This window comes from Pantoea sp. SGAir0430 (genome assembly GCF_043549295.1).
This window is the reverse complement of sequence record NZ_CP039428.1, coordinates 99,001-111,526: the sequence shown is the minus strand read 5'-3', so window position 1 is coordinate 111,526 and position 12,526 is coordinate 99,001. Positions and strand designations below refer to the sequence as shown.

12 protein-coding genes are annotated in these 12,526 nt (G+C 56.1%); 8 read left to right on the top strand and 4 right to left on the bottom strand.

Translation table 11 applies throughout. From position 1 onward, the window contains the following. Positions 1-456: 456 nt before the first annotated feature. The 4 genes from E7738_RS19415 to E7738_RS19400 all read left to right on the top strand — a co-directional run bounded on the left by E7738_RS19415 (position 457) and on the right by E7738_RS19400 (position 4,619). Positions 457-1,017, top strand: coding sequence for a non-canonical purine NTP pyrophosphatase (locus E7738_RS19415; RefSeq protein ID WP_010618047.1), 561 nt, complete (start codon positions 457-459; stop codon positions 1,015-1,017). Beyond that, positions 1,014-1,808 carry an SIR2 family protein gene (locus E7738_RS19410; RefSeq protein ID WP_010618046.1) on the top strand — a complete coding sequence of 265 codons (795 nt, stop codon included), beginning with the start codon at positions 1,014-1,016 and terminating at the stop codon, positions 1,806-1,808. The genes E7738_RS19415 and E7738_RS19410 overlap by 4 nt, the downstream gene beginning before the upstream one ends. Positions 1,809-1,885: 77 nt before the next feature. After that, complete coding sequence (locus E7738_RS19405) at positions 1,886-2,215, top strand: YebG family protein (protein WP_058775925.1); 330 nt, start codon at positions 1,886-1,888, stop codon at positions 2,213-2,215. A 463-nt stretch (positions 2,216-2,678) separates the two neighbouring features. Continuing rightward, positions 2,679-4,619 (top strand): methyl-accepting chemotaxis protein, encoded by a 1,941-nt coding sequence (locus E7738_RS19400; RefSeq protein WP_021509066.1) that lies wholly within the window; start codon positions 2,679-2,681, stop codon positions 4,617-4,619. 72 nt (positions 4,620-4,691) lie between these two features. On the opposite strand, the gene cybB is transcribed toward E7738_RS19400, so the two are convergent. Together cybB and E7738_RS19390 are read right to left on the bottom strand one after the other, a co-directional pair. Continuing rightward, on the bottom strand, positions 4,692-5,231 hold the full coding sequence (cybB, locus tag E7738_RS19395) for a cytochrome b561 (protein ID WP_394516501.1): 540 nt from the start codon (positions 5,229-5,231) through the stop codon (positions 4,692-4,694). 87 nt (positions 5,232-5,318) lie between these two features. Further along, positions 5,319-5,807 carry a MarR family winged helix-turn-helix transcriptional regulator gene (locus E7738_RS19390; RefSeq protein ID WP_394516500.1) on the bottom strand — a complete coding sequence of 163 codons (489 nt, stop codon included), beginning with the start codon at positions 5,805-5,807 and terminating at the stop codon, positions 5,319-5,321. A gap of 110 nt (positions 5,808-5,917) precedes the next feature. Here E7738_RS19390 and E7738_RS19385 point away from each other — a divergent pair, with 110 nt between their 5' ends. Together E7738_RS19385 and E7738_RS19380 are read left to right on the top strand one after the other, a co-directional pair. Further along, on the top strand, positions 5,918-7,063 hold the full coding sequence (locus tag E7738_RS19385) for an MFS transporter (protein ID WP_394516499.1): 1,146 nt from the start codon (positions 5,918-5,920) through the stop codon (positions 7,061-7,063). Positions 7,064-7,143: 80 nt separating this feature from the next. After that, complete coding sequence (locus E7738_RS19380) at positions 7,144-7,572, top strand: nucleotide triphosphate diphosphatase NUDT15 (RefSeq protein WP_394516573.1); 429 nt, start codon at positions 7,144-7,146, stop codon at positions 7,570-7,572. Here E7738_RS19380 and E7738_RS19375 read toward each other — a convergent pair. After that, the gene (locus tag E7738_RS19375; protein WP_222952109.1) at positions 7,569-8,315 is read right to left on the bottom strand and encodes an SDR family oxidoreductase; all 747 of its coding nucleotides are present in this window, start codon (positions 8,313-8,315) and stop codon (positions 7,569-7,571) included. The genes E7738_RS19380 and E7738_RS19375 overlap by 4 nt on opposite strands. Before the next feature lie 99 nt (positions 8,316-8,414). Between E7738_RS19375 and E7738_RS19370 the strand changes: the two genes are divergently transcribed. Next, positions 8,415-9,359, top strand: coding sequence for an AraC family transcriptional regulator (locus E7738_RS19370; RefSeq protein WP_394516498.1), 945 nt, complete (start codon positions 8,415-8,417; stop codon positions 9,357-9,359). 356 nt (positions 9,360-9,715) lie between these two features. Here the strand turns inward: E7738_RS19370 and E7738_RS19365 are convergent, their stop codons facing one another. Continuing rightward, a complete protein-coding gene (locus tag E7738_RS19365; protein ID WP_262258222.1) occupies positions 9,716-10,516 on the bottom strand; it encodes an SGNH/GDSL hydrolase family protein in 801 nt (266 codons plus the stop codon). Between the two features lie 570 nt (positions 10,517-11,086). Here E7738_RS19365 and E7738_RS19360 point away from each other — a divergent pair. Continuing rightward, entirely contained in the window at positions 11,087-12,214 is a 1,128-nt protein-coding gene (locus E7738_RS19360) for an acyltransferase family protein (protein ID WP_058759114.1), read from the top strand. Positions 12,215-12,526 lie beyond the last annotated feature (312 nt).

Here is a 12,526-nt window from a genome sequence, read left to right as displayed (position 1 = left end):
GGAGCTTTTTTCCGGGCTATCACCCTGCAAAATGAAGGGCAGATTACGGATGCGCGACCAGGCTGAACTCAACAAAGGGTTCATAAACGGTTCCGGGTTTTATTGTCATGACGCGTGAAGGTGTAAACGCCACATAATATATTTAAGCGAGACGACTGTCATAATTGTTTTCAGATTATTTGCGCGTTAAGCGCGGATTTTTATATTTGACATAAGCGGCGTCAAATAGCGCTATTAACGCATTCAGGTGCAATATTTAACGCCGCCAGCGATAAGCGATGCGCTATACCGGCGAAGGCGCGCGCAGCGCGACCCGATTGTTCCTCGCCAGTGACGTCGCCGCAGAGTAGAATGACCATGCGGCGCGGCGACAGCGTGCCGGACAATAACAGCCGGAACCGCAGCCGGATACGCGTCACCAGGTTGGACTAACCCACTTTCAACATACTGATTGCAATGAAAATTCGTTTCTTATCTGCTAATGAACTCAAGCTGGCCGAGGTGCGTACCATCCTTGAGCCGGTGGGTGTCGAAGTGGTGCCCATTGCGCGCCGTATTGAAGAGATTCAGACCGAAAATGAGGTGGAGCTGGTTCGTGACAAACTGACTAAAGCCTTTTCAATCATTGGCCGCCCGCTGTTTGTCGAGCATACCGGCCTATATCTGGATGGGCTCAATGGCCTGCCCGCCGGTCTGACGCGCATCTTCTGGAGCCGGCTGAACGCAGAACGCTTTACCAAACTGGTGAACGGACTGGACAGCCCGGGCGTGACCGCCAAAACCGTCCTCGGCTACTGTGACGGGCGCAAAATGTACCAGTTTGAAGGTCAGCTGCGCGGCACCATTGCCCGGGAGCCGGCGGGGCCGCGCGAATTTCAGTGGGACTGCGTCTTTATCCCGGAAGGGCACACCCAGACATTCGCTGAAATGGGCGAACTGAAAAACGAAATCTCGATGCGCCGCCTGGCGCTGGATCGCTTTGCCACCTTTCTGAAAACTTCGCGGGGACTGGCATGAAACCGGAACTCAAACGCGCTTACGATGCCGGCAAACTGATTCTGTTCGCCGGTGCGGGCATCTCACGCAATCTCGGACTGCCGGAGTGGCACGAGCTGATTGCACATCTGGCTAATGAGCTGGGCTACGATCCGAAGATCTTCAATACCTACGGCACCCATTTGTCGCTGGCGGAGTATTACAAACAGCGCAAAGGCTCGCTCGGCCCGCTGCGCAGCTGGATGGATCGCGAGTGGCACCGTCCGGACATCGACGTGCGCAGCTCTGAAATCCACACCATGATCACCCAGGGCAATTTCTCGCGCATCTATACCACCAATTACGACCGCTGGCTGGAGATGGCGCATGAAGCGCACAACGTGCCGTACAGCAAGGTCGCTAATGCCGCCGATCTGGTGTCGCTGACCGAAGATAAGCGCCATATTATTAAACTTCATGGCGATTTTGACGATGATACCTCCATCGTGCTGGATGAGAGCAGCTACTTTGAGCGGCTCTATTTTGACTCGCCGCTGGATATCAAACTGACCCATGATGTCATGGGTAACTCCGTGCTGTTTGTTGGCTACAGCATCAGCGATTTCAATATCCGCCTGCTGTTTTATCGCCTGACCAAAATGTGGGGCCGCACCGGGCTGGCGACCGCACGACCTAAATCCTACCTGTTCACCAACCGTAATAATCCGGTGGCGAAAGAGGTACTGGGGCAGTGGGGCATTGAGATGATCGTGTCTGAAGAGGACGATCCACGCAAAGCGCTGGCAACCTTCCTCGAAGAGCTGCTGGCTTAAACGGCGAGCAGAAAACCGTTGGCGAAATAAAGCTGAATGAAATATACTGTATATAAACACAGTAAATGAGGTGCATCATGGCAGTCGAAACCAAATATGTTGTGGTCAGAAAGGGTGAAGAGAAGATGACGTTTGCCAATAAAAAAGACGCAGATGCATGGGACAAGATGCTCGATATGGCCGACGCGTTCACCGACTGGCTGCAGCAACATCAGCCAGCGATGGATGAGGCTCAGGCCGAAGCGCTGGGTATGCTGCTGGCCGAACAGAAAGACGCGGTGCAACACATTCTGCGCACCAGCAAACTGCCGGACGCGGTGAAAGACAGCGGCGAAACCGCTGCTGACGACAGCGATACGGCTGCGCCGGAAAAAGAGAAGAAGGTGCGTGCGGTCAAAGCCGCCTGAGGAACAGCGCGTTCGCTTTGCACTGCTGCTGAATCCGGGCCAGCCTCTGTGCTGGCCTGGGAACCGTGCTAAGGATCAGTGCGTGAAAAGAGAGAAGGTGCCTGAGTAGTAACTGACCATCCACGCCACATACATCAGCCAGACCACCATTAACCCTGCCAGACTCAATTTACCTGCCATGTTGCATTCCTCTTGTTATGCGGCGCGTTGCGCCCGTACGCAATAACCTGACAGCACAACGAAGTGGCGATCTTGCGCCAGATCAAATTCCCTCTTTTTTACTGCATCGTCTTAGCGTTTTTAATGGCGACCCGACGCCACAACAGCAGTTGATGGTTTTCTGATCGGACCTGCCAGGCCATCAAGTTCCCGGATTGTGCGCCGATAGAGTGATTACAGGGATGCAGGTGCACAGGGCGTGATTCTTTTTCAGTAATAAAGTGTCAACACCAGGAGCGCCGACATGGCCACAACCGTATCTAATAAGAAAAAAATGAGCACCCGCACACAAATGCTGCTGACGGGCGCCTTAACCATCACCCTCGGCTTCGCCGTGACTATCGGCGTGCTCAGCTGGCAGTCCAGCAATGAGCAAAAATCGCTGGCGGAAAGTTACTTACAGCAGATTGCGCAGAGTCAGGCGCTGCAAATCCAGCAGGAGCTGAGTTACGCACGAGATGTCGCTCACAACCTTGGCCACAGTCTGATTGCCCTGCCGGCTGCCGGTGTGCAGGACCGTAAAGTGGCCGATAAGCTGCTGGTCTCTGCACTGCGTGATAATCCGGACTATCTCTCTATTTCGGTCATCTTCGAAGAAAACGCATTTGACGGACGCGATGCTGAGTTTGCCTCTCAGGCTGGCGCGGCACCTAAAGGACGTTACGCCTATTTCGTCGATCGCGACCAGGGCGGCAATTTTGCCCTGCATCCGCTGACCTCAATCTTTACGCCAGGCCAGGGCGATTACTATCTGCTGCCGCAGAAAAGCCAGAAAGATACGCTGATCGAACCTTATAGCTATGCCTATAACGGTGTGCCAACGCTGCTGACCTCGGTGGCCGCGCCAATTATCAGCCAGGGCAAACTGTGGGGCGTGGTGACGTCCGATATCTCACTGGCGTCACTGCAGGAAAAAGTGAACAGCATCAAACCGTGGGAAGGCAGCGGTTACGCCATGCTGCTCTCGAGCGCGGGTAATGTGGTGTCTTATCCGGACAAAAGCCAGACCAGCAAAGCCTGGAAGGGCGACACACATAATTTCAGCAGTACGGTCACCGAACAGCATGACGCTATTCTGGGCGAGGATGCGCTGGTGGCCTGGCGGCCGGTGGTGATCGGTAACAGCGATCAGAAATGGTATCTCGGCGTGGTGGCCCCGGTGAGCAAAGTCATGGAAGCGGCGCACCGTCAGCTGATTAACGCGGTGATTTTAATGGTGATTAGCATCCTGGTGGTGTGCGCACTGCTTGGGCTGGTATTTAGTCGCAAAGTGCTGAAGCCGATTGGCGGTGAGCCACTGACCGCAGCCACCATTGCGCTGGCTGTGGCCGATGGCAAACTGGATAACGCTATCCCGCTGAAAGCGCGCGACAGCAGCAGTCTGTTCTTCGCCTTGCACACCATGCAAAACCAGCTGCGCGAGATTGTCGGGCAGATTCAGGATGCCAGCGCGTCGGTGCGCCAGGGCGCAGGTGAAATCGCCAGCGGCAACCTCAACCTCGCGTCACGTACCGAAGAGCAGGCGGCCGCGCTGGAACAAACTGCCGCCAGCATGGAGCAGATTACCGCGACGGTGAAACACAACGCTGCTAACGCGCATCAGGCGACGACGCTGACCGATAACGCCACGCACATCGCCAGCCGCGGTGAGTCACTGGTGGGCCAGGTAGTGCAGACCATGGCGCAAATCGACGACAGCGCGAAGAAAATCGGCGACATCACCGCCATTATCAACAGCATCGCCTTCCAGACCAACATTCTGGCGCTCAACGCCGCGGTTGAAGCGGCGCGCGCCGGGGAACAGGGACGCGGTTTTGCCGTGGTGGCGTCGGAAGTGCGTAATCTGGCACAGCGCAGCGCCAATGCGGTGAAGGATATCGCTGCGCTGATTGAAGAGTCCGGGCAGCGCGTCGGCAGCGGGGTGCAGCTGGTGCAGGATGCCGGTAAAACCATGCAGGAGATGACGCAGGCGGTAAACTCGGTGCGCACCATTATCGGCGAGATTGTTACCGCGTCAGACGAGCAGGCGCGCGGCATCAGCCAGGTAACGATCGCGGTGAACGAGATGGATGGCACCACCCAGCAGAACGCTGCGCTGGTTCAGCAGATGTCAGCCGCCGCCAGTTCGCTGGAAGACCAGGCGGCACAGCTGGCGCATACCGTGGGACGTTTTCACCTCAGCTGAGGTCGGTGACCGATCGCCGGCACGCTGCGTAAATCAGGACGGTCGCCACCTCAGGCGACCGTCCTATTCCTTTCATCCGTTTCGCCGTGACGGCATCATGCGCAGCAACGTATTGTCTTTAATCAGATAATGATGCACCAGCGCGGCCGCCGCGTGCAGACCAATCAGCCAGTAGCCGTATGGCGCGAGGGTTTCGTGCCAGTCGCTCAGCATATCGGCAAAGTCCGGCTCCGGGCTGGCGCTGACCGGCATCGGAATCGCAAAAATCCACCAGTTACGGCCCATGTAGAAGCGCGAAAGGATGCCGAGAATCGGCAGCACGATAAAGAACAGATAGATCGCCAGATGCATCAGATGCGCCAGTCCGGTTTGCCAGTGTGGCGGCTGGGGTTCGATTTTCGGGCTGCGATGGCGAAAACGCAGCACAATGCGTGACAGCATCAGCAACAGCACGCAACTGCCGGCGCTGAAATGTCCGACGATCATGGTGTAACCTTGCCAGGATCCGCGCGTGAATAAGCCGCGAAACTCCATGGTGCAGTAAGCGGTGGCCACCAGTACCAGCGTCAGCCAGTGAATAAAGATTTGCGCAGGGGCATATTTGTTACGCATAGCCAGTCCGAAAATAAGCGGTGTGGGATGCTTAACATAGCGAAAAACGCGCTGAATTAATTCATTTTTTGCCACATCCCGTCCGGCTTACTGTTCTGCTGCCTGCAACAGCTGACGCAGCAGGGCGGCAAGCTGCTGCTGCTGCCGATCGTCCAGCGTGGCCAGCAGCGCGTTCTGCGTTTGCGTATGCACCTGCAGCGCCTGATCAATCTTCGCCAGGCCGGCCGGCGTCAGCATCACCAGCGTGCTGCGCTTATCATCGGCATCGGCAACACGCGCAATCAATCCCTCTACTTCCAGCCGGTTAAGCCGGTTGGTCATGGCACCGGAGGTGACCAGCAGCGATTTGTAGAGCTGCGTGGGCGACAGCCGGTAAGGTGCGCCGGCACGCCGCAGCGTCGCCAGTACATCAAATTCACCGTCGCGAAAACCAAAGGGCGCCAGCGCCTCAGCGCGCTTTTTCGCCAGATGCTTCATCAGGCGCAGCATGCGGCCAAAAATCGCCATGGAAGAGGCGTCCAGCTCCGGCATGGCGCTGGCCCATTGCGCAACGACAAAATCTACGTGGTCAGTCATGTTAACTCTCATCAGTTCACGGCGGGCAATGTGTCGCTTTGTGCGCACCCGCTATCGTTCTTCCGCAAAGTATCTTAACGTTAAGATACTTTGGCGTATGGAGACAGAATGTGAATCGTACCTTACCTGCTATTGGCATGTTTGCTTTACTGGTTTTTGTGGTGGCGCTGAATTTGCGTCCGGTGATGGCGGCCATCGGACCGCTGTTCCCGCAACTGCAACACGATGCAGGGCTCAGTGCCACACAGCTGAGCCTGCTGACGACGCTGCCGGTCATTATGATGGGGCTGGCGGCGCTGGCCGGGCCGCTGCTGCGCAGGCTGGGTGAAGCGCGCGGCATTACCGCTGGCCTGATAGTGCTGGTGCTCGCGGGTGGCGCGCGTGGCGTTGATCACAGTGCCACCATGCTAACCGCCAGCGCGCTGCTGGCCGGCTGCGGCATCGGGCTGATCCAGGCGCTGATGCCCGCGCTCATCAAACGTCACTTCGCCTCGCGTGCCGGTACGTTAATGGCACTGTTCACCACCGGTATTATGGCCGGAGCTGCAGTGGCCGCAGCCAGCGCCGCACCGCTCGCCAGCCATGCCGGACTGACGATCGCCCTGATGCTGCCGTCGCTACCGGCGCTGATCGCATTGATTCTGTGGCTGCGCCTGCAACCTGTGACCACAAGAGTAAACACGCCACCGGCTGGCGGCGTACACCGCACGCCGCGTGCCTGGCTGTTAATGCTGTTTTTTGGCATCGGCACCGGTGCTTACACGCTGGTGCTGGCGTGGCTGCCGCCATTTTACATGCAACACGGCTGGCTGCCGGCGCAGAGCGGCTACGTGCTGGGCGCATTAACCCTGACCGAAGTCGCCGCCGGATTTATGCTCTCCGCGCTGATTCATCGCTGCCGCGATCGCCGCTGGCCGTTGCTGGTGGTGCTGGCTTCCATTCTGCTGGGGCTAATCGCACTGCTGTGGCTGGGCGGCGAACGCGCCTGGTTGCCGACGCTGCTGCTGGGATTGGGGATCGGTGCGCTGTTTCCGCTATCGCTGATCGTCACGCTTGATCATGCCCGCACGCCAGAAGAAGCCACTGCGCTGCTGTCGTTTGTGCAGGGCGGGGGCTATATGCTGGCCGCGCTGATGCCGCTGATAGCCGGCATTGTGCGCGATCGCGCGGCATCACTCGACAGCGCGTGGCAGATCATGGCGGCGGGCGTGCTGCTACTGATGCTGATGGCGCTGCGACTCAAACCCCAGCGATAACGGCAGGAAACCATTGTCAGGCGGGGTGCGCTGTTTTATAAACCGTGCAGAGTGAGAGGATCGATAAATCAGGAGCAATGATGTCCCCGCAGGTCGGTATTGGCGTATTAATTTTCCGCGATGGCAAGCTGTTGCTCGGCCAGCGTAAAGGCAGCCACGGTGCCGGTGACTGGTCGGCGCCGGGCGGCCATCTGGAGTTTGGTGAATCCCCGGAAGCCTGTGCGCGGCGGGAAGTGCTGGAGGAGACCGGTTTACAGCTGCACAGCGTACACAACGGCGCCTTCGTCAGCGATGTGTTTCCGGCGGTCAACCGGCACTATATTACGCTGCTGATGGTGGCGCCGGACGCCAGCGGTGAGCCGCAACTGCGGGAACCGGATAAGTGCGCAGGCTGGCACTGGTTCGCGCCTGAGGCGCTGCCTGAACCGTTATTTGCCCCGCTGCAAAGCTGGCTGGCGCGCGACGGTCTGGCAGCACTGCAGGCGCTGGCCCAGCGCAAAGATCGCTAACCGTATTGCTTCATCGAGGCTTCGGCATCTTCTCCGGCCGGGATGCGCATCGGTGCGGCGGGATCGGTCGCGGCACGCCACACGGCAGCGGCAACGTCCTGTGCTTTAGTGGTTGGCTGGGGCTGCTGCATGCCGGCGATGATGCCATCAAACATCGGCTGGTAAGGCTCGAGCAAGGTGTTTTCCATGCGCGGCCGGGCATTTTTGCCAAAGTCGGTGGTGGGAGCCATCCCGGGTAATACCAGTTTCACCTGAACATTAAAGGGTTGCAGTTCCAGCGCCAGCGACTCGGTAAAGGCGTTGACTGCCGCTTTGCTGCCGGTATAAACCGCCAGCAGCGGCAGGGATTTCAGCGTCACCGTCGAGGTCACATTGATCACCATGCCACTGTTTTTCGCACGGAACTGCGGGATGACCGCCTGCGTCATGGCGATGGTGCCCAGCGTGTTGGTTTCGAACACTTCCCGCACCGAGGACATCGGCGCGCCTTCCAGCGAGGTTAATAATCCGATGCCGGCATTGTTGACCAGCACATCAATCTCTCCTGCTTCAGCCAGCGTTTGCCTGATGCTGGCGGCATCGGTGACATCCAGTGGCAGCAGGCGCAGATGGGCGGATTCGGGAAACAGTTCGGCGCGCGGGGTGCGCATGGTGGCGATGACTTTCCAGCCGCGCTCCAGAAACCAGAGCGCGGTAGCATGACCAAAACCAGAAGAGCAGCCGGTGATTAAAATGGTTTTCATGGTTCACTCCTGCATTGCATTGGGTAAGAGCTCACTATAGAGTGCCACTACCGGACTCACTACAACATACAGTCCTGGTTTCATTTGCAGGAGTCCATTATGATCGATCCGCTCGCCGAAATGGTGTCACTGTTACAGCCCGGGGCGGCTTATTCCAAACGCGCGCGTGCCAATGGATTATGGCGTGTGCAGCGCAGTGAGACCGGCCAGCCGTTTTACTGCGTGGTGCTGGAGGGGCGCAGCCGGCTGGAAATGAAGGGTCATCCTCCGGTTGCGCTTGAGCAGGGGGATTTTGTCCTGATTCCGGCTGCGTGGGAGTTTTGCATGACCAGCGAGCAGCCACCGGCCGCAGATGCGCCTGATTCGATGCCGGAGATGCTTGCGCCGGGCGAAGTGTGGCTTGGCGATCGGCAGCAGCCAGCCGAGGTTCAGACGCTGATTGGTTACTGCCAGTTTGCCGCACCCGACGCGGAATTGATTGTCTCGTTACTGCCACAGTTTATTCATGTGCGTGGCGTATCGCGCCTGACCACGCTGGTGCAGCTGGTCAGGGATGAGTGCCGTGCACAGCGTCCGGCACGGCAGATCGTGCTGGAACGTTTGCTGGAATTACTGCTGATCGAAGCGCTGCGCGCAATGCCAGCGGCGAATGCATCGCCTGGCGTGATGCGGGGACTGGCCGATGAGCGGCTGGCCGGGGCGATTCGCGCCATCCACGCCAGGCCTGCCCATGGCTGGACGGTACCCCAGCTGGCGAAACATGCGGCGCTATCGCGCTCGGCGTTTTTCGTGCGTTTTCGCGATGCAGTGGGCATGGCGCCGATGGCGTATCTGCTGACGTGGCGCATGGCGCTGGCAAAAAATCTGCTGCGCAGCAGCCGCCTGTCAGTAGCCGACGTGGCTGAACGGGTGGGTTACCGCTCTGCCAGCGCCTTCAGCATCGCTTTCACCCGCTTCACCGGCCAGACGCCGAGCGGCTTCGCTGGCGCTGAACGGCGCAGCGGCACCGCAGAAGCTGAGCCAGCAATCGCTCGGGTAAGTTAACCACGCCCGGAGCAGCGGCCAGCGTAAGACGGGCCGCCATAAAGCGTGCAATGCCGTTCAGTTTAAAAATCACCCTGTTAATGCCGGTGCGCATCAATGCGCACCCTACAAAACAGTGCCATACCCTGTCGGGTCACCATTTATGGTGACCTTGGACACGTTAAAAACCGCGCAATTACCCTGTAGGGTCACCATTTATGGTGACCCAAAACATATTATAAAACCGCGCAGTTACCCTGTAGGGTCGCCATTTATGGCGACCAGGGAATACTTGCCTGCGCCACAGACGACCATACAAGACAGCCATAACGCTACAATATCGTTAAGCCGTTTTCACCGGTCAGCCAATCACCGGCTTAGCGTTTCGCCACCTGCTCGCCATCCGGGTTTTTGCCATGCCCGGCAGCAGCCAGCTCGGTATTAAAGTGGGAGACCAGCACCGAAAACGTTTCCTCTGCTTTCATGCGGTACAGCTGTTCGGACGGATGAATACAATCGGGTGACATCAGCGACTGCCAGTCTTTCATCTGCTGTATGCGCTGATACTGACGCGCCAGCGGCACCGATTCTGCTTTAGCCAGCGCGTCCAGTTTGGTGACGTAAGGTGCAACGTGCCATTTCTCCGCGCGGCCACAAATCGGGTGCGGCTCCTGTAATATCACCTGCTTACCCTCTTCACGGGCAATAGTAATCAGCTGTGTCATCACCTGGGTATATTTATCCGGGCTAACCTGGTAATCCTTTTCTATATCGCGGAAATGGAAATGGCGTGCATCGTTGGTGGCAAAATTCAGCAAAATGATTTTTGCCGGCGATTTCTTCATCTCTTCGCGCCAGCTTTTATTATTCTTGTAGAAATATTTGCCATTTAACAGGTCCATGGCCTGCGATGAGGACGCGCCTTTATTCACTACGCGAATGCCATCGCCATACTTCTCCTGTAGCCACTGGTTAATCAGAGCAATCTCATTGTCTTTAATATAAATTGCGCGCAATTTGCCATTTTCCTTTATCGCCATGGCACCGCGCGTACTGGAACCGCCATAGGCTTCAATAATAAAGTTATTATCGGGCTTGCCGCTTTCGGCGAATGCGGTATTGCACAGACAGGCTGTGGTAATCAGCAAAGTGACGATGCCAGATAGCGCTCGTTGCATAACAAATTTCCGCCTTTTGATACTCAAGGTTACATGGAGAATCGGTTGTTTACCGTAAGCGAATTACCTTAACAGGGGAGATTGCGGGTCAACAATCCGAAAGCACGGTTGCCGGGTGAAAATTAGGCCAACTCTGAGAAAAAAGCTGCTCGCTGAATAAAAGTTATTTAAATACAGCGACATAAAAACAAACCTTACCCAACAGTCACCCTTCAGCCAGAAAATCCCGCAGTGACGCCTGCTTAAAACATCATGGTTGCTTCAGGATATAACGCAGTTTGATTAGCGAATTTTCGCACTGCGAGTCGAACCGGATAATCCACAACCTGTTGTAAAGGAGCGGGTTTTCGCTGCTTTTCCGGCGGTTAGCTGCGAATATGCGCTGCCTGACGATAACTTTTACCATCAGAACATTCTGGCTTAAGCTTTATGGCCATTGCACAGTGGCATTCTTTACACTATGGCGAAATTCCGAAACGTTTCTAAACATAATGTATACAGATTAATCCGGTGTTAGCATTCTGACTGAATCATTATGATTGCGTTACAACTCATTTCAGGATGTGCAATGTGAAAACAGAATCCTTTTTATCCAGCCGTAATATTGGCCTGGATCTGCTGCGTGCCGGCCTAATTCTGGAAGGGGTGTTATTACACGCCTCACGGAGTTTGCCGGGAGAGAATGGCTGGTATTATGTCGCGCAGCGCGATCCCTCGGAAATATTTACGGCACTGCTGAGCATGGTGCACACCTTCAGGATGGAAGTGTTCTTCTTTCTTTCGGGCATGTTCTCCGCGCTGATTATTTTGCGAAAAGGGCAGAAATTCTTTACGGATAATCGCCGTAAGCGCGTCCTGATTCCGCTGATATCAGCCTATCTGTTTATTCCGCCGCTGATGTATTTTATCGCGGGACAGATGAATAACACCCCGCTGAGCCTCGAAGGCTGGCTAAACAGCTATACCATGATGCACCACCTGTGGTTCCTCGTGTCATTGTCGGTGATGTCGCTGCTGGTACCCGGCGCGTTTTATCAGTGGAGCGCCCGTCAGTTGGGCAAAATGTCGTTGCCAATGCTGATCGCCACGCTGGTGATTCTGGGTAACGCCTGCTTCGTGCTGAAGTTTCTGGTGAAAGGCCGCGGTGAATTTGTCGAGCTCATCCCGGTGACCGCACGTTTCCTCGTCTATTACACCGCCGGTTTTGCGTTATACGTCAACCGCGAGAAAATTGCCCGGTACGCCAACAGTAAACTGATGAATGGCTGGCTAGTGGCCGCGCTGGTGCTGGCGGTGTGGGCCGCCTGCTATGTCGTCGCGCATAACCACATCACCGGGGTGATGAAATATGTGCCGGTGATGCTGGGCAGCGTGCTGTCGGTGATGCTGTCCTACTGGCTGGTGTTTAGCTTCGAACGCATCAACGTGAAAGAGAGTCGCATTCTGACGGCAATTGTGGATTCCGCGCTGATCATCTATTTGCTGCACTATCCGGTGGTGATCATTTTCTCATGGCTGCTGGATGTCTGGTTACCGGATAACCTGTCAGTCCTGTATGTCCTGATCGATTTTGCCCTCGGCATTGCGCTGAGCGCGGTGTGTTACGCTATCGTCAAACGTTCACGCTTCGCCTCATTCATGTTTGGCCTCAAGCCGAAAGATAAAAAGGTGGCGGTGCCGGTCGAAGCGCGACTGTAATTGTCATCATGCCCGGCCGCCACTGGCGTGCCGGGTATTATTTCCCGCCATCTGATTTTTGCCATTTTCTGCATTTTTAGTTCCAGATAATTATCTCAGGCCGTTAGCGCAATTCCTAAAGCTTATCGCCGTCATCACAATTCCTTAAGTCAAACTGGACGTTGTAACCTGATCGCGGTAATACTCATTTCAACGGATTTCCAGCCGTAAGCTATTACGACAATATATTTCGCTTCGCTATTTCCCCGCACTGCGCATTCGCTGTGCGGCATTTGTCTTTTCTCTGGTGAGGAAAATAGTGTGTTTAAATTA

Bases quoted from the DNA above. Each gene is read 5' to 3' on its own strand.
- E7738_RS19415 (WP_010618047.1), top strand. From the start codon at position 457: ATGAAAATTCGTTTCTTATCTGCTAATGAACTCAAGCTGGCCGAGGTG.
- E7738_RS19410 (WP_010618046.1), top strand. From the start codon at position 1,014: ATGAAACCGGAACTCAAACGCGCTTACGATGCCGGCAAACTGATTCTG.
- E7738_RS19405 (WP_058775925.1), top strand. From the start codon at position 1,886: ATGGCAGTCGAAACCAAATATGTTGTGGTCAGAAAGGGTGAAGAGAAG.
- E7738_RS19400 (WP_021509066.1), top strand. From the start codon at position 2,679: ATGGCCACAACCGTATCTAATAAGAAAAAAATGAGCACCCGCACACAA.
- cybB (WP_394516501.1), bottom strand. From the start codon at position 5,231: ATGCGTAACAAATATGCCCCTGCGCAAATCTTTATTCACTGGCTGACG.
- E7738_RS19390 (WP_394516500.1), bottom strand. From the start codon at position 5,807: ATGACTGACCACGTAGATTTTGTCGTTGCGCAATGGGCCAGCGCCATG.
- E7738_RS19380 (WP_394516573.1), top strand. From the start codon at position 7,144: ATGTCCCCGCAGGTCGGTATTGGCGTATTAATTTTCCGCGATGGCAAG.
- E7738_RS19375 (WP_222952109.1), bottom strand. From the start codon at position 8,315: ATGAAAACCATTTTAATCACCGGCTGCTCTTCTGGTTTTGGTCATGCT.
- E7738_RS19370 (WP_394516498.1), top strand. From the start codon at position 8,415: ATGATCGATCCGCTCGCCGAAATGGTGTCACTGTTACAGCCCGGGGCG.
- E7738_RS19365 (WP_262258222.1), bottom strand. From the start codon at position 10,516: ATGCAACGAGCGCTATCTGGCATCGTCACTTTGCTGATTACCACAGCC.